This window comes from Pseudobacter sp., from assembly GCF_051955275.1.
Taxonomy (GTDB): domain Bacteria; phylum Bacteroidota; class Bacteroidia; order Chitinophagales; family Chitinophagaceae; genus Pseudobacter.
On record NZ_JBQCGW010000025.1, the window covers coordinates 1 to 20,211 of the forward strand.

At 45.2% G+C, this 20,211-nt stretch carries 16 protein-coding genes and 1 tRNA gene; 10 read left to right on the forward strand and 7 right to left on the reverse strand.

The features are described from left to right. Positions 1-907, reverse strand: a 907-nt coding sequence (locus tag ACTHMC_RS02845) for a hypothetical protein (RefSeq protein ID WP_440410640.1), incomplete at its 3' end; no start/stop codon positions are given. Positions 908-1,030: 123 nt separating this feature from the next. Beyond that, positions 1,031-1,303: a hypothetical protein gene (locus tag ACTHMC_RS02850; RefSeq protein WP_440410642.1), complete on the reverse strand. Its 273-nt coding sequence runs from the start codon at positions 1,301-1,303 to the stop codon at positions 1,031-1,033. Positions 1,304-1,557: 254 nt separating this feature from the next. Between ACTHMC_RS02850 and ACTHMC_RS02855 the strand changes: the two genes are divergently transcribed. From ACTHMC_RS02855 to ACTHMC_RS02870, 4 genes are all read left to right on the forward strand, one after another. Next, positions 1,558-1,848: a hypothetical protein gene (locus tag ACTHMC_RS02855; protein WP_440410644.1), complete on the forward strand. Its 291-nt coding sequence runs from the start codon at positions 1,558-1,560 to the stop codon at positions 1,846-1,848. A 527-nt stretch (positions 1,849-2,375) separates the two neighbouring features. Beyond that, a complete protein-coding gene (locus ACTHMC_RS02860; protein WP_440410646.1) occupies positions 2,376-2,966 on the forward strand; it encodes an imm11 family protein in 591 nt (196 codons plus the stop codon). A 681-nt stretch (positions 2,967-3,647) separates the two neighbouring features. Then, complete coding sequence (locus tag ACTHMC_RS02865; protein ID WP_440410648.1) at positions 3,648-4,793, forward strand: ATP-binding protein; 1,146 nt, start codon at positions 3,648-3,650, stop codon at positions 4,791-4,793. Between the two features lie 75 nt (positions 4,794-4,868). After that, entirely contained in the window at positions 4,869-5,393 is a 525-nt protein-coding gene (locus ACTHMC_RS02870) for a metallophosphoesterase (protein ID WP_440410650.1), read from the forward strand. A 268-nt stretch (positions 5,394-5,661) separates the two neighbouring features. Here ACTHMC_RS02870 and ACTHMC_RS02875 read toward each other — a convergent pair. After that, positions 5,662-5,733, reverse strand: a tRNA-Arg gene (locus tag ACTHMC_RS02875). Positions 5,734-5,919: 186 nt separating this feature from the next. Between ACTHMC_RS02875 and ACTHMC_RS02880 the strand changes: the two genes are divergently transcribed. Continuing rightward, on the forward strand, positions 5,920-6,573 hold the full coding sequence (locus ACTHMC_RS02880; protein ID WP_440410652.1) for a tetratricopeptide repeat protein: 654 nt from the start codon (positions 5,920-5,922) through the stop codon (positions 6,571-6,573). 59 nt (positions 6,574-6,632) lie between these two features. Here ACTHMC_RS02880 and ACTHMC_RS02885 read toward each other — a convergent pair whose 3' ends face one another. Genes ACTHMC_RS02885 through ACTHMC_RS02895 form a run of 3 tightly spaced genes read right to left on the reverse strand, consistent with a single transcriptional unit; the run spans position 6,633 to position 9,303 of the window. Next, entirely contained in the window at positions 6,633-7,127 is a 495-nt protein-coding gene (locus ACTHMC_RS02885; RefSeq protein WP_440410654.1) for an SRPBCC family protein, read from the reverse strand. A gap of 3 nt (positions 7,128-7,130) precedes the next feature. Next, positions 7,131-7,925, reverse strand: coding sequence for a response regulator (locus ACTHMC_RS02890; protein WP_440410656.1), 795 nt, complete (start codon positions 7,923-7,925; stop codon positions 7,131-7,133). Between the two features lie 13 nt (positions 7,926-7,938). Further along, positions 7,939-9,303, reverse strand: a complete 1,365-nt coding sequence (locus tag ACTHMC_RS02895; protein WP_440410658.1) for a sigma-54-dependent transcriptional regulator — start codon at positions 9,301-9,303, stop codon at positions 7,939-7,941. Between the two features lie 254 nt (positions 9,304-9,557). On the opposite strand from ACTHMC_RS02895, the gene ACTHMC_RS02900 reads away from it, so the two are divergent. The 5 genes from ACTHMC_RS02900 to metH all read left to right on the forward strand — a co-directional run bounded on the left by ACTHMC_RS02900 (position 9,558) and on the right by metH (position 18,919). Further along, positions 9,558-12,725, forward strand: a complete 3,168-nt coding sequence (locus ACTHMC_RS02900; RefSeq protein WP_440410660.1) for an ATP-dependent helicase — start codon at positions 9,558-9,560, stop codon at positions 12,723-12,725. Between the two features lie 74 nt (positions 12,726-12,799). Next, positions 12,800-14,224, forward strand: a complete 1,425-nt coding sequence (locus ACTHMC_RS02905) for an Ig-like domain-containing protein (protein WP_440410662.1) — start codon at positions 12,800-12,802, stop codon at positions 14,222-14,224. Positions 14,225-14,269: 45 nt separating this feature from the next. Beyond that, positions 14,270-14,890, forward strand: coding sequence for a recombination mediator RecR (gene recR / locus ACTHMC_RS02910; RefSeq protein WP_440410664.1), 621 nt, complete (start codon positions 14,270-14,272; stop codon positions 14,888-14,890). Positions 14,891-15,128: 238 nt separating this feature from the next. After that, complete coding sequence (locus tag ACTHMC_RS02915) at positions 15,129-16,139, forward strand: homocysteine S-methyltransferase family protein (protein ID WP_440410666.1); 1,011 nt, start codon at positions 15,129-15,131, stop codon at positions 16,137-16,139. 29 nt (positions 16,140-16,168) lie between these two features. After that, a complete protein-coding gene (gene metH, locus ACTHMC_RS02920) occupies positions 16,169-18,919 on the forward strand; it encodes a methionine synthase (protein ID WP_440410668.1) in 2,751 nt (916 codons plus the stop codon). 36 nt (positions 18,920-18,955) lie between these two features. Here metH and ACTHMC_RS02925 read toward each other — a convergent pair whose 3' ends face one another. Next, entirely contained in the window at positions 18,956-20,149 is a 1,194-nt protein-coding gene (locus ACTHMC_RS02925) for an ATP-binding protein (RefSeq protein WP_440410670.1), read from the reverse strand. Positions 20,150-20,211: the final 62 nt, after the last annotated feature.

Here is a 20,211-nt window from a genome sequence, read left to right on the forward strand (position 1 = left end):
CTACCTCCAAGCTCGAAGCGACTTGATCATAGTACATTGCTTTTTGTACAGTAAGTTCCAGGTTATTGTTTTCTTGATTAATATCATTTACTCGAACAACGGGAAGGTTTCCTTTTTTAAGTGCCTCTTTGTTACGGTTGATAGCATCTTCATATCCAGCCTTTAATATCGAGCAGGGCTCAAACTGCTCAACAAAATTGTATGTTCCCCACCCAGGCAGATTTTCTTTACGGTAATCATGGATTATCGTGTAAGGAGCGACCATCTCTCCATTTCGAAGCAAGTATGGTAGTTCATCTGGATACGCATTGCGCAAAAATGCAAATCTTTTAATAAGGTTTTCTGTGTCATCTTCAAATCGAATTGCATCCAATAATGTTTGAAAGTCTTTGGGGCTGTCTTTTTGCTTATTCATCTTTTTAATTATAGATAACATGATAGTCTCAATATCTTCTGTATAAATCGGAGTAGTATCTGGTTCTGTTATTAGGCGGCCCGGGATATCTTCATCTGCAATATCGGCTTTGAATTTCGTCAGAAGGAGTTTTGTGTTCTTAACGGACCATTTTTCAACATAATCTTTTTCTTCTATATGGTCTAAACGATAGCCAAGGTAATGAAGGGCGTTGTATAGTATTTCATAGTCTATGGATATTTCTTCAGTTCCAGTGACGGCTTGTCTGTATTTTTTATAGAAAAACTTTTCTGAAGTTTTCCTTGTGTCAAAAGGAAAAAAGAATAAAAAGTCATTAAGAGGTTTATTGTCAATTTCGGCATGGTAAAAGACAAGTGGGCTGTAATCAGCATCTCTTGCCTCTGTTGGTATTTTGCCTTCCAATTCAACTTGTAGTATCTTGTTCCATAACATTCGATATAAGATGATGTAGATGCTTTTTTCCAAATTCATATTTTAAGATTTTGTACAAACAAACTTATGAAACAGGCCGAAATAGCCGTTAAGTCCGTACATACGGACTTAAGATATGAGAGAAAGAGAAGTTTTCTAATCCACTGACTATAAGTGGATAAGCTATTCCTGTTTTGGAGTTTCTCGCAGTATTATTTTTCTTTCTCTTTCAGCTGCATTCTTCACTTTATGGTATCTGCTAAAAGATTTGGTCTGCCAGTTATCCTGACAATCATGAAGCCACTTAACTGTAGCATTTGGGTTTTTGAAAATGGTATCAGAAGCTCCAGGAGGCAAAATCCTAACCACATCACTTTCCAACTCCAAAAATAAGTCACGTAAGCAATCCGCATAGCCGTCAGCATGGTCTTTGCCGTACTGTTTATCATAGTCCATAAAGCTTCTCTCATTGATACGCACATCATGCGATCATATCTCAATACCTGTTACATCAAATAATTATAATTGTGACGTGCAAAACCTCTTTTCAATATTCCATAACACGTAATTTTTTTAAATGTCAATAGGTTAATTTCATTCTTATGCTAAAGTTCTTTCCAAAATATCAAAATCAAAGTCCGTATGTATGGACGTATTGGTTGTCCTATACTCTATGCTATTTTCAATCCATCATCATAAAAACATCAATTATGAACCAGATGGAACTTGACACAAAACATCAAACCGAATGGGTAATATTTGAAATGCTAAGGATTGAAACATTGCAACAAACTTTGAGTAAGCAATGCTGGGAAAGATTGTGGGGGACAAACGGCGAATTTGAGCGCCAGTTGCGGAATGAACAAGAGAGTGAAAGGATTTTGTTAAGACTTGGAATAAATGCAGGTGATACACGAAAGTTGCGTTGCATAGTTTTATTAAAAAACTCAAATAAACTTCCTAATTCGGCCTTATACAATACCACCAACAATGCAGAATAGCACGATCCGAAAACAAAAGTTATCGGGCAAATGAACAAGACACAGCGCCACATTCAGGCACTTCTTCAGGAGATATCAAATCTATATACTCATCTGGTGGTCATGAAAAAAGAAATAGCCGCACTGAATGCTCTTGTGCGGTATCTCGAACGGAGTGGACCAGCCAGTAAAAACAATTATGAAATTATCAGTAAATTTCCTGGTCTATCAAAACCTCTTCTTCTATTTTACGGGCATTGGCACAAGTGTGCCCTGTAAAATAAACAAATAGAATTTTAACTTTTGATCGTGCACAACCTAGCGCTTGTTTGTAGTCGAAATATTGAGGAAGATTATTGAATGAATCAAATGAGTCTTTTAACCGATATCCGTACAGCGATTGCAAATAGCCCTAATACACCAATTAACAACATAATTTTTTAGCATTGTATTACAGAATAAATAATAGCAGTCTTGAGAACGTAATCGGATTTTATCCCCAAGTAGATAAACTTGGGGATGAATATGATTATAATAACCCGAATGGGATGACAAAGCTCTTATTTGAGAAAAGCAAGGATGGAGTAAGTATTCCTTCGGGGTATTTTCATAAAAAGGCCAAACAAACTGATTTGGTTTCAGTCACTTTTGCTTCTTCACAATTATTGATTAGTCAAAAGCTAAAAGAAATGATCTTTGCTTCCAAGCATTACGGCGTGGAGTTCTTTCAGACTGAATTAATAGGTCTGTCCGGTTTGCCATTTGAATACTGGTTCGTCAATCCATATGAAAGTCCTTTGGATATGCTGGATTACTCAAAATCTGAATTCAATTATTTTGATGGAAGAGGTAAGAATGTTATCAGTAATGCTTCAATAGAGAACAAAAATGAACTAGAAAAAGCGATTTTAGAAAATCGTCGTTCTGCTATCGAAAATCCGTACCCCAATCATCGCCCGTTAAAAATATCCGTACTTGAGTTTAAGAACACCCCTGTGACATCATATGATTTTTTCCCCATTTGGGGTACCTTAAATCGTGGGATTGCATTTTTTGTATCTCAACGATTAAAAGGGCAAATTGAACTGGCCCAATGTACAGGCATAACGTTTACAGATCCTAACCAAGTTTATCCATAGAAGAATTTTGCAGAGGTCAGGGTGTTAAATGGTAGAGTATGAAAAGTCTCACATATTATGCAGTAGATGTTCCGAAAAAAATAAATACCCCATAATCAAAGAATATCTTAATCAGGAATTTGATAAAGAAATTTTAGATTATGAAGAGGCCGGCCCGCCTGATAGCTACTCCTGATTTTAATTCTATTGAATTTAGAAGGGAGCACGGGTGCTCCCTTCTCCTGTTTCTCAGTCAATGAGCTACTTTTTGTGATCAATTCTAACTCTCTTTTTAAAGAAGCTACGGATCCCTTCGAACCACGAAAATCAATTCTTTGTTTTGCCTAATCGCAGGCCAGCAGCGGAATTCAGAAGAAAAGAAAAGGGATCTTAGCTATGACTATAAGCTAAAATCCCTTTCAGTAGAGGCAAGGAGCGGAAAGTCTAACCAATTCGGAATGGACTTTTCAGATTTGATGACTCTATCAGTATAGTTTTAGAATTTATTGTGACAAAATAAGGTTGCTCACAGTACAGCAAAGGGCGAGTATATTGACTTATATGCTACCTTCAAATTTCAACACAAAAAAACATAAATCACTGATAACTATGAGATTTTAAAATTATCAAGCTTAATCAGCATAATATTTCTGGATTCAAATCCGAAAATATTATATAATTTAGGGATTAGATTCCAAGAATATGATAATCCGAAACTTACAAAGTATCATCCAATCCCGGCTTTTCAAGGGAAAAGCAATTCTCGTTTTTGGCCCGCGCCAATCCGGAAAATCTACCCTCGTAGAAGCCATTTTAAAGGGAAAAGATATTTTTTATCTGAATGGGGACGACGCAGACACAAGAGATATCTTAACCAATACTACAGCTACCAAATTGAAAGCCTACTTTGGCAATCACAAAATTATATTTATCGATGAAGCGCAACGTGTTCCGAATATCGGACTTACGCTTAAGCTGATAACTGACCAAATGAAAGATATTCAGGTTATCGCGACCGGATCATCGGCATTTGAATTATCAAGTCAGGTAAATGAACCGCTCACAGGTCGGAAATATGAGTTCATGCTTTATCCATTAAGTTTTAATGAGATGGTTCAGCATCACGGATTACTGGAAGAAAAAAGATTGATCGAACATCGTTTAATATATGGTTATTATCCGGAGATCGTTACCAAACCTGGGGAAGAAAGGGAGCTATTAAAACTTCTCTCTGATAGTTATTTGTATAAAGACCTATTGATGCTGGAGCAAATTAAAAAGCCTCTTTTACTTTCAAAACTACTGAAGGCTCTTGCTCTACAAGTCGGAAATGAAATCAGCTATCACGAAATAGCTCAAACAACAGGAAGTGATAGTAAAACAGTGGATAAGTATATTGATCTTCTGGAAAAGACATTCGTTGTATTTCGATTACCGGCATTCAGCCGTAATGTGCGCAATGAAATTAAAAAAGGAAAGAAGGTCTACTTCTACGATTGTGGCATCAGAAACGCCATCATCGATAATTTTAAGCCACTGACATCAAGAACTGATACTGGCGCTTTATGGGAAAACTTTCTCATGTCGGAAAGAATGAAACTCATACGGTATCAGAATTTAAGTACGTCGCAATTTTTTTGGCGTACTACACAGCAACAGGAAATTGACCTGATTGAAGAAACAAGCGATCAACTTGCTGCTTTTGAATTCAAATGGAGTAAAAATGAAAAGCCACGCTTTCCTGAAACTTTTACCGCTAATTACCCAGGTGCTACAACTCAAATTATTTCTCCGGAAAATGTCGAAGAGTTTTTAGTCGAACACAGCGGTAATCCTCATATTGACTGAATTCCAATTTTACAGAATTTGAACTGTCAAGTATTTTTTTGACAATTCAACGGATAGTAAGAACAAACAAGCCAGATGGAAAGGACTTTTGTAATTGGCGACATTCATGGAGCTTTAAAAGCAATAAAGCAGGTAATATCATCCATCAAACCCAGAGAAACAGATACCTTGATCTTTCTTGGTGATTATGTTGATGGATGGCCTGAATCGGCCCAGGTAATTGAATTCCTTACAGAACTGGAAGGCCGGCACAATTGTATTTTTCTTAAAGGGAACCATGATTTTGATTGCGAAAGCTGGCTCGGAGGAAATCCAGATTCAACAGACTGGAGCGAGAGAAGGGGCTTGACCACAATCAAGAGCTATGAGCAATTAGAAGACCGACATAAGCCAAAACACCTTCATTTTCTCTCCAGACTTCCATTATACCATATAGATAAACAAAACCGTCTTTTCCTACATGCAGGGTTCAGGAACAATGAAGGACCTCAATTTGAAACCCCGTCAATAAACTTATTAACCGATAGATCCTTGTGGGAGCTGGCTTTAATGATGGCTAAAAGAATTAAAACTAATCCTTCACTTCTTCCAGGAAGCTAAGATTGTTTAATGAGATATTTATCGGTCATACACCAACGCTAATTTATAATATCACTGAGCCTATGAAAGCATGTAATGTAATTAACATGGATACTGGCGCAGGTTTTCACGGTAAATTATCTGCATTTGAAATTCATACTTCAGAATTAATTCAAAGCGACGTAGTGCAAACGCTTTATCCAGATCATGTGGGAAGGAACAAGTAACGCTAACTATCTCTTAAACAAAAATGCTCCAAAATATTAATTTTGAAGCATTTGTAAGATCGTAGCCTCACCAAGAATCGAACTTGGATCTAAAGTTTAGGAAACTTCTATTCTATCCATTGAACTATGAGGCCAAAAAATTCCGGGAACCTTCATCCCCAGAATCAATTTCCGCAAAAGTAACGTTTTCTCCCATTCCTTCCTACCATATCTCGCACTCTTTCAGAAACTTCTCTCAATTTCCCCCCATAACCCCCTGAAAATCCCCGCCAATCCTATGTTTCTTTGGCCTATCTTTGACCCCCATTATTAAATAGTATATGAAGTTCTATTCCTGGATTATCCGTTATCGCTTTTACCTCGGTATCGTCCTGATTCTCGGAGGCGTGGCCGCCAATGTTTACTCAGGCTTCTGGCCCGCATTCCCACTGTATTTCGTTGGATTGATACTCCTCCTCAGCCATTTCCTCATTGGCCCACTCAGGCTGGTACAGGAATATATGGAAGCCGGCGACATCGAAGGCGCTCAACGCGTGGTGAATTCCGTGAAATTCCCCGGCCTCCTCATCAAACCCGTCCGCTCCGCCTACTTTACCATCAAAGGTCAGCTGGAAATGGCCAGCCAGAACTTCGATGCAGCCGAAGTAAGCATGAAAAAAGGCATGTCCCTTACCACCAAAATGACCGCCGATATGAAAGGCGCTAATTTCCTCCAGATGGGAATGATCTCCCTCCAGAAAGGCGACTTCAAACAAGGCGAAAAATATATCCGCGAAGCCATCCGCGCAGGTATCAACGACAAAGAATCAGAAGCCGTTGCCTACCTCCAGATGTGCAATATCATGATGAACAAACGCGAATTCCGCGCTGCCAAAGAATTCTTCCGCAAAACAAAAGCCCTCAAGCCTACCAACCCGGAAGTTGTTGGACAGATCAAGGAAATCGAAAAATATATCGCAAGGGTACCAGGATAAACCCCGGCATCCCCCAATAAAAAAAGACCCCAACAGGGTCTTTTTTTATTGATAGTAACTCAATACATTTTTACATTTATCTCCTGCCCCTTCCACTTCCCGAAGATCTTCTCCACCTCCCCGAACCTGTACCTGAACAGACTTTCCAGTTTCTTCCTCACCACCAATTTGTCTACTATCTCACCCAACCACCAGCCTGGCACCGAATAATGCACGATATCCGTCATCTCCACACCGCCGTCCGCTTCTTTAAAATGATGCTGGTGATGCCAGATCCCGAAAGGCCCGTACCGCTGCTCGTCCACAAAATATTTCAACGGATGTACATGCGTGATCTCCGTCATCCAGTACAAGGGTATGCCCAATAACGGACGCACCTTATATTCGATGATCTGACCAGCATAGATCTGCCCGCCGTGATGTTGGGAAATGATTTGAAATGAAAAGTCGCCGGGAGTAATGCGCACCAGGTTCGCCGGTGCAGAAAAGAATTGCCAGGCTTCGGTTATACTTACAGGTATGAACTGAACTGCTTTTATAGAATGCTTAGCCATAGATCAATCAGGAAACTCCACCCGTAGCCGGCCCAGACAATACTGCATCTCTTTATCAAGCTGCTGCACCAGGTCGGGTAATTGTACAGACGCGTCCTCCAGAGGAACTGCCACTATTCTGTTGATGATATCCTTTACGCCAGCGATCTTCATCGTACCGGCAGGAGCCTTCATCTTGTGTGCCAGCTTGCCCACTGCATCATATTGCCCGTTCTTCAGTTCTTCCTTCATCAATAACAAACTCTCGCCGCTCAGCGTGATGTACATCTGTACCAGCTTGTTCACAAATTTCTCGTCGCCGCCGGACATGCCGCGTAAACTGCTCAGGTCATAGAGCTCACCATCAACCGGACGCTCCACCCGCAGCGGCTGCTTGGGTTTTATGGGAACACCCTGCTGCTGCAGATTGTTCGATACCACCACAAATAATGCGGATTCATTGAATGGCTTCGGTAAGAAATCGTTCATGCCGGCTGCCCGGTACTTTTCACGATCTCCCTTGAGAAAATTGGCCGTGAGCGCCACAATAGGAACAGTAGCTTTCCCGCTCTGTGGCAGTTGACGGATATGCCGTGTGGCTTCAATGCCATCCATTACCGGCATCTGGATGTCCATCAGTACAAGGTCGTATTCCCCTGACTGCACCATCGTAAGTGCTTCCTGGCCGTTATTGGCAACGTCTACTTCCAGCCCCCAGCCCTCGATGATCCTTCTTACCAGGAACTGGTTTACGCTGGTGTCTTCCGCCACCAGTATCCTTCGCTTACCAAGACTACGGTAGTTGATTTCCTGCAACATGGATTATGGATTGTTATTTGGTTCTCAGCTCGCCGGATTGTATCATACGATAGATCGTGCTCTTACCCATGTCAAGCTTACGCGCCACCAACAGAACATCCTTGTCGTACCTGTCTAAAAAATGCTGGATGATCTGTACCTCATACTCACGCAATGTGCGTTCCTTTCCATTCATCGTATGCACCGCCACCGGGGGCGTGTTGATCATTACATGGTCAGGTTGAACCAGGTCTCCTTCCGCCATCACTGCCGTAAGTTCCATGATGGATCGCAGCTCCCGTACATTACCGGGAAATTCGTACTGCATCAGCTTCCGGGCGGCTTCCGGACTAAGGTTCCGTTTAGGGAGGTTGTTTGTATCGCAAAACTGATCCAGGAAAGACTTGGCCAGGATCAGGATGTCATTGCCCCGCTCGCGCAGCGGAGGCATCTTTATCGGAAGTCCGATGAGCCTGTAGTAAAGGTCCTCACGGAATGTTTTCTTCTGTACTTCTTCCATCAGGTCGCGATGCGTAGCCACCACAATCCGAACATTCACCGGCAACACTTCATTGCTGCCCACTCTTGTGATCTCCCGCTCTTGCAATACACGTAGCAGCTTGGCCTGCAGGCTGATATCCAGTTCACCGATCTCATCCAGGAAAAGGGTACCATTGTGCGCTTCTTCAAATTTACCGATTCTTCGGGTAACCGCCCCCGTGAAGGCCCCTTTTTCATGACCGAAAAGTTCGCTTTCCACCAGTTCACGTGGAATGGCGGCCATATTTACCGTAACAAATGGCTTCTTGCTCCTGTCTGAATTGAAGTGAATGGCCTTGGCCACCATCTCTTTGCCCGTACCGGTTTCGCCGGAAATAGACACGGTAATATTGGAGCCGGATGCCTTGCCGATCATGGCAAACACCTTCTCCATACATTCACTCTTGCCTATGAGGTATTTGGAGTAGTCGTTCCGTTTACCCACTTCCTCTTCCAGCACCGCGATCTTCTTCTTCAATCCAACAATTTCTTTCAGGTGCAGCAGCACATTCCAGAGCCTGTCCTTGGTGTCCTCATCCTTCACAATATAATCGAAGGCACCACCGGTAACCAGGCTCACGGCAGTACGCAGGTCTTCCTGACCTGAAATGATCACCACCTTAATATCAGGATTTATCTCCCTGATCTTCTTCAGTACCACACTGCCATCCATGTCAGGCATGAAATAGTCCAGGGTAATAACATCGGGGTTTTCGTGCAGTTGGTTGAAAAGATCGCCTGGCTTGTCAAATCGCTTTACTTCGTAATCAGGGTTCAATGAAAGATAATGCTGCAGCATAGAACCGTACCACAGATCATCTTCAAGGATAAAGATCCTGAGTGCGTTCTGATTTTTCATTTATGTTGGATTAACTGTTCAAATAACGTAAAAACAATGGAAATATTCCCGGATATAGAATCTTTCCCTTTTCTAAAATAAGCATAAATTTTCAATCATAAGCTACTTGCTATCAATTAATAAAAAATCTCCATGCTGGAATTCAATCACTTAACGGCATATTTTACCATGTACCGTTAACAATAAGCACAGCATTTGCACAGCCCGTTCGAATGTACTCTGTAACAATCGATTCTACCTATCTTTGTTTATATATGTCCATACGCCGCGAGCAACTGCTGGAGAAATTCCAGGCAGAATACACCCATCTGAACGAAGAGCAGAGGAAAGCAGTTGATACCATTGAAGGCCCTGTGATGGTGATCGCCGGTCCGGGTACAGGCAAAACCCAGATCCTGGCAAGTAGAATCGGTAAGATCCTGCTGGAAACAGACTCGATTCCTCAGAATATTCTCTGTCTCACCTACACTGAGGCGGGGGTGGTGGCTATGCGCAAAAGACTTACCCGGTTCATCGGCTCCGATGCTTATAAAGTGAATATTTACACTTTCCACGCGTTTTGTAATGATATCATCCAGGAAAACCTCTCTCACTTCGAGAAAACGGCCCTGGACCCCGTATCTGAACTGGAACGTATTGAAATGTTCACGCAACTCATCGATGCCTTCCCCAAGAACCACCCACTCAAAAGATACCGCGGCGACGTTTACTTCGAGATAAAAAACCTGCAGAGCCTCTTCAGCACCATGAAGCGTGAAGGTTGGCCGCCTGAATTTATCACACAAAAGATCGAAGAATACCTCAGTGACCTTCCCAACCGCGATGGCTTCACTTATAAACGCGCCTACAAACAATACAAAGCAGGTGACCTCAAACAGGATAAAATAGATGAGGAAAAAGAAAAGATGGAAAAACTCCGCGCAGCCGTGATGGAGTTCGACAATTTTCAACAACTGATGAAAACCCGCAACCGGTACGACTTTGACGACATGATTAACTGGGTGATCCGGGCATTCCAGGAAAATAAAACCATGCTGGCGCGTTACCAGGAACAATTCCTTTACATCCTCGTGGACGAATACCAGGATACCAGCGGTACGCAAAACAAACTGGTGGAATTGCTCATCAGCTTCTGGGACACCCCCAACATTTTTGTAGTAGGTGATGATGATCAGAGTATCTACCGCTTCCAGGGAGCCAACGTGGAAAACATGCTCCACCTCGCGCATACTTACAAGGATGACCTGATGAAAGTGGTGCTCACTAAAAATTACAGGTCCACCCAGCCGATACTGAATGTAGCACAATCGCTGATCAACCGTAACAAGGAAAGGTTGATCCGCCAGATCCCAGGCCTCACTAAGGAGCTCAGGGCATCGCACCCGGATATGATGCAGCTTGACCATCTGCCAGCCATCCGGGAATATGAATCCCAACGCCAGGAGATGATCGGCATCACCTCTGAAATTCAGACACTGCTGCTGCAGGGCGTCAATCCCGGCCGCATCTGCGTGATCTATAAAGAAAATAAATACGGGGAAGAACTGGGCACCTACCTGCTGCTGAAGAATATACCGGTGTACAGTAAGCGAAACATCAACATCCTGGAACTGCCACTGGTGCACAAACTGATGCTGCTGCTCCGCTACCTCGCCTCGGAACATGATATTCCCTACAGCGGTGATGAAATGCTGTTCGAGATCATGCACTTCGACTGGTTTGATATCCCTCCGATAGAGATCGCCAAACTCAGTTCCGAGGTGGCCGACAAGTTCTTCACCAGCGAAAAGATCTCGCTGCGCAAATTGCTGTACGATAAAGTAAGCAAGCCGCCGAAAGACCTGTTCACTTCAGCTCCTGAGCCTTCGCTGAAAGAAGCCAGCAGGATCCTGGAAAAGCTGATCCGTGGCGTATCCAACCTAACCCTTCAACAATTGTTCGAGCTCATCATCCGCGAAGCAGGTGTACTTACACGTGTAATGGAAAGCGATGAAAAGATCTGGGAACTGCAGGTGATCACCGGCCTCTTTGATTTTGTGCAGGAAGAAAGAAGACGTCAGCCCAATATGACCGTGCAGCAGTTTGTGAACACCATTGAACTGATGGAACGCGAAGGACTGCCACTGCCACTGGTTCGTGTAAGTGGCAGCGATAAAGGCGTGAACCTGCTCACCGCCCACGGCTCCAAAGGCCTGGAGTTTGAACATGTGTTCATCGCCGGTGCCAATGCTGCATTCTGGGAGAAGAAGAGAAAACCGGGCGGTGGGTACAAACTGCCCGATACCATCTTCACCGCCACTTCGCAAACCAACAGCAAGGAAGAAGCAGGTGACGATGAAGAACTACGCCGTCTCTTTTACGTGGCGCTCACCCGCGCGGAACAACACCTGAATATTTCATACAGCCGCTTCAAAACCGATGGCCGTGAACTGGAGCCTTCCATGTTCATTGCCGAGATCCTGGAGCATCATGATATTGCCGTTGAGAAAGTATTTGTAGGAGATGATGTGCAGGCCGAATTCCAGGCACTCTCACTCAGCAGGAATGCTGCCCCTGAGATCAGCGAACTGGAAGAAGGCTTCATTGCAGAAAGGCTGGGCGCCTTTATAATGAACCTCACAGCCCTCAATAACTACCTGAAATGCCCGCTGGAATTCTATTTCAAGAACCTGGTGCGCATTCCGGCCCCCAAGAATGAAAATACTGAGTTCGGATCCGCAGTACACCACGCCATTGAACAGTTCTTCAAAAAAATGAAGAACGAAGGCAACCAGTTCCCCCTGAAGGAAGTGCTGCTGGAAGATTTCAAATGGTATATGAACCGCCACCGCGAAAGCTTCACCCGCGAACAGTTTGAAAGAAGATTTGAATACGGACTGGAAGTGCTCGCCAACTATTACGATCACTATATCTTCCAGTGGAGTAAAGTGGTGACCGTTGAACAGAATATCCGGAATGTAGTGGTAGCGGGCGTTCCGCTCAAAGGTAAAGTGGATAAGATGGAGTTCGATGGAAAGAATGTGAACGTGGTGGATTACAAAACCGGTGATCCGGACAAGAGCCGCGCCAAACTGCAACCACCCAATGAAAAAGATCCCAATGGCGGCGACTACTGGCGTCAGGCAGTGTTCTACAAATTGCTGATCGATAATTTCGGTAAGAAGGAATGGAATGTGATCAGTACTGAATTCGATTTTGTGGAGCCCGATAAAAAGAAGACCTACCGCAAAATAAAAGTGGTGATCAAACCCGAAGATATCACTACCGTGAGCCAGCAGATAAGAACCGTGTGGGACAAGATCCATGCGCGTGAGTTTTATACGGGCTGTGGTAAAGAGGATTGCCACTGGTGCAACTTTGTAAAGACCAACAACCTCGCCATCGCCCTGCACGAACTTAAAACCGAAGACGAACTGGAATGATAATGCTGCACAGCCCCGCTTTAGCACATTATTATCATTATTCCCAGTAAGTTTGCAGACTGTATCCCAGATATATGCGAAAGATCAATCATTTGTTTATTGTAGCGTTGATGGCAATGGCCTGCGCAGTAAGTATGTTCAGCAGTACAGGTTGTGCAAATATGGCGCCTCCCACCGGTGGCCCTAAAGACACTTTACCTCCCGTGCTGGTAAGGGCCGTTCCCGGCGATTCCGCCCGCAGCTTCAATAGCAAGAAAGTAGTATTCGAGTTCAACGAATATGTACAGGTGGATAACCCCCAGGAAAACCTGCTGGTATCTCCCACACCCAAGATCAATCCCATTATCACCAATAAGCTAAGGACCGTTACCGTTACCATCAAGGACACCCTGGAAGAGAATACCACCTATTCCATCGATTTCGGTAATGCCATCAAGGATATCAACGAAGGGAACGTATTGAAGAATTTCTCTTATGTATTTACCACAGGCACAACCCTGGACTCCCTTACCCTCAGTGGTAATGTGGTGATCGCGCAAACCGGTCAGCCAGATTCCACGCTGATTGTGGTATTGCACAGGAACCTCGATGATTCCGCTGTGATCAAGGAGCGCCCGCGTTATGTGGCCCGCCTCGACCGCGACGGCCGCTTCACCTTCCACCACCTGCCTCCCGGTATCTTCAACATTTTTACGATGAAGGACGAAGGCGGGCAACGTAAATACATGAGCAGCACGCAGCTTTTCGGCTTTGCCGATTCTGCTGTGAATACCCGGCAACCTAAAGACATCACTCTCTACACTTACCTGGAGAAGGATACCACGCCGCCCAAAAAGCCGGCCGCTCCTGCTTCCGGAAACAACCAACGGAAACCCGATCCCAAAGACAAGCGCCTCAAATTCGATCTCAATCTCTCCGGTGAAACGCTGGACCTGCTGGATACACTGAAACTCACATTCAGGGACGCACCCGTGAGCACCTACGACTCTACAAAGATCTTCCTCACCAATGATCAGGATGAACCACTCACGGACTATTCCATTGTGCGGGACACCAGTAATAAATTCATTACCATCCTCTATCCCTGGACGGAAAACACGCCTTACAAACTCTTCATCAACCCCGGCTTTGCCGTGGATACCCTAGGCAAGGAAGTGCTTAAGCCGGACACGCTCAGCTTCCGCACCAAAAAGAACAGCGAGTATGGCATGGTTAGGCTTCGCTTCATCAACCTGGACCTCACCAAAAAACCCCTGCTGCAGTTTGTTCAGGGCACTGATGTGAAGTATACTTATAAATTCACCAATCGTGATTTCTACGCCAGGATCTTCAAACCAGGCGATTATGACCTGCGTATCGTTTATGACGAGAACGAGAATGGCGTCTGGGACCCGGGCGAGTTTTTCGGTAAACATATCCAGCCGGAGAGGGTACTCCCCGTGACGAGGAAAATAACCGTCAAGGCCAATTGGGACAACGAAATTGATATCACATTATAAAAGTGGAAACTTCCACAGGCAGGGTAAACATCGTACCTTTGCAGCATGCAGTTTTCGTCGGAATTATTAGAGAAAGCAGTGAATGAATTTGCCAGGCTCCCGGGCATCGGGAAGAAGACGGCACTCAGGCTGGTATTGCATTTACTCAAAACAGAAACAGAAAAGGTAGAGAGCTTCGGAGAAGCCATTCTCCGCATGCGGCAGGAGATCAGATTCTGTCAGCGCTGCTTCAATGTATCCGACAGGGATATCTGCACAATCTGCGCCAATCCCCTCCGTAAACAGGAACTCATCTGCGTGGTGGAAAGCATCAGGGATGTGATTGCCATCGAGAACACCCAACAGTTCAGCGGCACTTATCATATCCTGGGAGGTATTATTTCTCCCCTGGACGGCATCGGCCCTGACCAACTCAATATCGAGGCCCTGGTTCAACGGATCAAAAACGACAAGCCACAGGAGGTGATCTTTGCCCTCAACCCCAATATACAGGGCGATACCACCATCTATTATATCCAGAAGAAATTGCAGGACCTGCCTGTAAAAGTCACCACTATTGCCCGTGGTATCTCCTTCGGAGGTGAACTGGAGTACGCCGATGAGATGACGCTGGCAAGGTCTATCTCCAACAGGTTACCCGTTGAAAGCTATGTAAGCAACCGTTAACAGCCCTTCTTTGTTATTATCAGGGGATGTTGTAAATTTGTATAATTGCACAGGCGGATTTGTTTATTGTTCGGCCTGTTTGTCTCCCGGGGACCCGGTCAGGGCAACAAAAACGGAACTAATGAACGACAGGAAAAAACACCTCAATATTTCCCAACGTTTATACCAGTTCTACTTTATTGAACGGCCTGTGTCACACACAGCAGCCGGATTGTTGTACAATTAAACATTGTAAGGTATGGACATCAGAAAAGAGCTCAGCAAACGCATCCTCGTGATTGACGGAGCTATGGGGACCATGATCCAGCGATATAAGCTCACAGAAGAGGACTATCGCGGAGAAAGATTCAAAGACTGGCCCTCGGACATCAAGGGGAACAATGAAATCCTCTCTCTCACAAAGCCGGAAGTGATCGGTGCTATCCATCGTGAATACCTGGAAGCAGGAGCCGATATTCTTGAAACCAACACTTTCTCTGCTACTGTAATTGCGCAGGGAGAATATGGTATGCAGCAATTTGCTTACGAAGAAAACGTAGCATCGGCACGCATTGCCCGTGAAGCCACAGATGAATACACAGCTAAAGATCCATCCAAACCCAGGTTTGTGGCAGGCGCAATCGGGCCACTCAACAAAACACTGAGCCTTTCTCCGGATGTGAACAACCCCGGCTACCGCGCCCTCACTTTTGATGAGGCCATGGAAGCGTATTACGAACAGGTGAAAGGCCTGGTTGAAGGCGGTGTGCACTTACTGCTGGTTGAAACCATCTTTGATACGCTCAACGCCAAAGCGGCCATCTTCGCTATCAAGAAATTCTTCCGCGACACCAATCTGCCGGAACTGCCCATCATGATCAGCGGTACCATCACCGATGCATCCGGCAGAACCCTCAGCGGTCAGACCCTGGAAGCTTTCTATACATCAGTTATGCACGCAAGACCGCTCAGCATTGGTCTCAACTGCGCGCTTGGTGCCAGCGAAATGCGCGCGCATATTGAAGAGCTCAGCCAGATCGCTGCCTGTTATACATCAGCCTATCCCAATGCGGGCCTCCCCAATGCAATGGGTGAATACGATGAAACGCCCAGCCAGACCGCTCACTTCCTGGAAGAATGGGCGCAGCAGGGTTTTGTAAATATCGTTGGCGGATGCTGCGGCACAACACCTGATCACATTAAGCATATCGCTGAGCACGTGAAATCTTTTGCACCAAGACAATTGCCCGTTCTGGAAGCTGCCCTCTAGCCATTCCGTCAGCAAGCGTCAGTCCTTTTATGAAAGAAGCCGGACCTGCTGTAAAAGCAGCTCCACAAAAAATACAAATGAGCGACACCGTTAGTATAAAGCCTTACCTGCGGTTATCAGGATTAGAACCGCTGGTGATCCGTCCGGAAACCAACTTCGTGAATGTTGGTGAAAGGACCAATGTGACCGGCTCCAAGAAATTTGCCCGTCTCATCCGCGAAAACAAATTCGAAGAAGCATTGTCCGTTGCCCGCCAGCAGGTGGAAAGCGGCGCCCAGGTGCTTGACATCAACATGGATGATGCCCTCCTCGATGGCGTTGCCGCCATGACCAACTTCCTGAACCTGCTTCAGAGTGAACCCGATATCGCCAAAATCCCCATCATGATCGACAGCTCCAAGTTCGAGATCATTGAAGCAGGATTGAAATGCGTGCAGGGTAAATGTATCGTCAACTCCATCTCCATGAAGGAAGGGGTCGACAAGTTCATCCGGGAAGCGCATATCTGCCGCATGTTCGGCGCAGCCGTTGTAGTGATGGCCTTCGACGAACAGGGTCAGGCCGATACTTTCCAGCGCCGTGTTGACATCTGCACCAAGGCCTACCATATCCTCACAGAAGAAGTAGGCTTCGATCCGCAGGATATCATTTTCGACCTCAATATCTTCGCTATCGCCACCGGTATCGAAGAGCACAATAATTACGCGATAGATTTCATCGAAGCCACAAAAGTGCTGAAACAACGCTTCCCACTGATCAAGATCAGTGGAGGTGTTAGTAATATCTCTTTCTCCTTCCGTGGCAATGAACCCGTAAGGGAAGCCATGCACAGCGTATTCCTGCTCTATGCTATCCGTGCAGGCATGGATATGGGCATTGTGAATGCCGGACAGCTGGTAGTGTATGATGAGATCGAACCACAGCTCCGTGAGCTTTGTGAAGATGTGATCTTCAATAAACGCCCCGATGCCACAGACCGACTCATCACCTTCGCCGAAACCGTTAAGGCCAAAGGGAAGGTGGAAGTGAAGGACGAAGCCTGGCGCAACAACTCCGTGGAAGAGCGACTGAAACACGCACTGGTAAACGGTATTACGGATTATATCGATGCAGACACGGAAGAAGCGCGCCAGAAATATGCACGTCCGCTGGAAGTGATCGAAGGTCCTCTCATGGATGGTATGAACGTGGTAGGTGATCTCTTCGGAAGTGGAAAGATGTTCCTCCCACAGGTGGTGAAAAGTGCCCGCGTGATGAAGAAAAGCGTGGCCGTGCTCACCCCCTTCATCGAAGAAGAAAAGAAGAACAACCCCAATGCACAACAGGGCGGAGCCGCCAGGATCCTGCTCGCCACCGTGAAAGGTGATGTGCATGATATCGGTAAGAATATCGTTGGTGTGGTGCTTGGATGTAACGGTTATGATATCATCGATCTCGGTGTGATGGTGCCTGCCGACAAGATCCTGGAAGCAGCTGAAAGAGAAAAAGTGGACATCATCGGGCTCAGCGGCCTCATCACGCCTTCGCTGGATGAGATGGTGCATGTGGCCCGGGAAATGAAACGCCGCAACATGAAGCAGCCCCTGCTGATCGGCGGCGCCACTACTTCACGTATGCATACCGCCGTGCGCATTGCCCCTGAATATGATAAAGGCGTGGTGCACGTACTGGATGCTTCGCGAAGCGTAACCGTTGCCGGCTCCCTGCTCAGCGAAGAACAGAAATTACCCTACCTGGATAAAGTGAAAACGGAATATGTGAAGCTGAAGGAAGATTTCGCCAGCAAAAAAACAGTGAAACAGTACCTGAGCTTTGAACAGGCACAGAAGAACCCGGTGAAGATCGACTGGCCATCTTTCAAACCCATTGCTCCCTCTTTCACCGGAACAAAACAGTTCATGGATGTGGAGCTATCTACCATCAGGGAGTATATCGACTGGGGGCCATTCTTCATCGCCTGGGAACTGCATGGTAAATTCCCTGCCATCCTCACGGATAAAGTAGTAGGAACAGAAGCCACCAAGCTTTATAACGACGCCAATAAACTGCTGGATCAGATCGTGGCAGAAAAATGGCTCACGCCGCAGGGTGTGATCGGATTCTGGCCCGCACAGCAGACAGCTCCCGATACCGTTGAACTGAAAGCCGGAGAACAGGTGGTGAACCTGGAATTCCTGCGCCAGCAGATCAAGAAAGCAGCAGACCAACCGAATCTAAGCCTTGCAGATTTCATCAAGCCTGCAGCTATTTCCGATAAGCCCTTTGCTGATTATATGGGCGCCTTCACGGTTACTATCAAAGGCATCGAGCCTCATATCGAGCGCTTTATCAAGGCGATGGATGATTACAACAAGATCATGTTGCAGGTGCTGGCAGACAGGCTGGTAGAGGCTTTTGCAGAATACCTGCATGAGCGCGTGCGGAAAGAATTTTGGGCATACGCAACAGATGAGCACCTGAGCAATGAAGAACTGATCTCTGAAAAATACTCCGGTATCCGTCCGGCTCCCGGCTATCCCGCCTGCCCGGACCATACCGAGAAATATAAACTATTCGACCTGCTGGGTGGAGAAGCTGCAACCGGCATCACCCTGACAGAGTCTCTCGCCATGTACCCTGCTTCTTCTGTAAGCGGCTGGTACTTTGCCAATCCGCAAAGCCAGTACTTTGGTATCGGTAAGATTCAGAAAGACCAGGTGGTGGATTATGCGAAGAGAAAAGGCATGAGTGTTGAAGATGTTGAGCGTTGGCTAAGGCCAGTGCTGGAATATGATGCTTAGAAGTAATTCCAGATAAACAAGACGGCCCGCTGATGATCAGCGGGCCGTCTTGTTTATCTCATTTTTTTGACTGATTACATTCATGATTTCTGGTAGTGAGATGGCTGTCACATTATCTCCTAACGAAAATCTTTCATCACCTGGATATACTACATATTTATGCGTTGCTTCAATATCTTCACAACCAATATAAAATCCTTTGGAGACCTTTGGAGCAATAGATCTTTTTATTTCAATAGCAATCCTGTTTTTGGAGCCTTTCTCAATCACCAGATCTATTTCGGCTCCTGCAGCTGTCCGATAAAACCAATAGGTTGCGCCAATGGGCAGGTTTGAAATCAAATTTTCAATCACAAACCCTTCCCAGCTTGCACCAACAATGGGGTGTCCCATCAAATCATCGAGAGTTGCTATATTCAGTAATGCGTGGGTAAGCCCACTATCACGGATATAAATTTTAGGCGACTTTACAAGTCGTTTAGCAATATTACCTGCCCATGGTCTTATCACCCTCACCAACAACAAATCCTCCAATAACTCTATATATCTTTTCGCTGTTGGAGCCGTAACTCCAAGATTAGCTCCAAGCTGTGCTACGTTAAGTTGAGTTCCCTGATTATGCGCCAGCATCGTCCACAACAATCTTAAACTATTCGCAGGCACCCTGCCTCCAAACTGTGGCACATCACGCTCCAGGTAGGTACTGATAAAGTTTTGTCTCCATCTTAAACTTGCCTCATCGGAGTTCGCCATGAAACTATCAGGGAAGCCTCCACGAAGCCATAATTCTCCAGTCTTTTCATTTCCCACTTCATCAATCATCAGTCCTGTCAATTCCTTATATGCGATCCTTCCCGCAAGTGTTTCAGAGGATTGTTTTAATAGCTCTAAAGAAGCTGAACCAAGAATAAGGAACTGTCCGGTCCTGTGCCCTTTTTTTCTCTTGCGATCAATCACTCCACGAAGAATCGCAAACAATTCAGGCACTCTTTGAATTTCATCAAGAATGATCAACTTTCCTGTCTGAAGATCAAAATATGATTCAGGTTCTTCAATCCTCGCAAGGTTAGAAGGAGTTTCCAGATCCAGATAAACAGGCGTGGGCTTTAATTCTTCGGCTAAGATTTCTGATAGGGTGGTTTTTCCAACCTGACGAGGCCCTAAAAGCCCGACAGCCGGGAATTCCTCCAGTAATTGAAGTATTTCTTTTTTGATTTTCCTTTCGATCATCCTTGTAAATCTAATATTAAATATTCGATTTACAAGGTAAAGTAAAAATAATCCTTGCAATT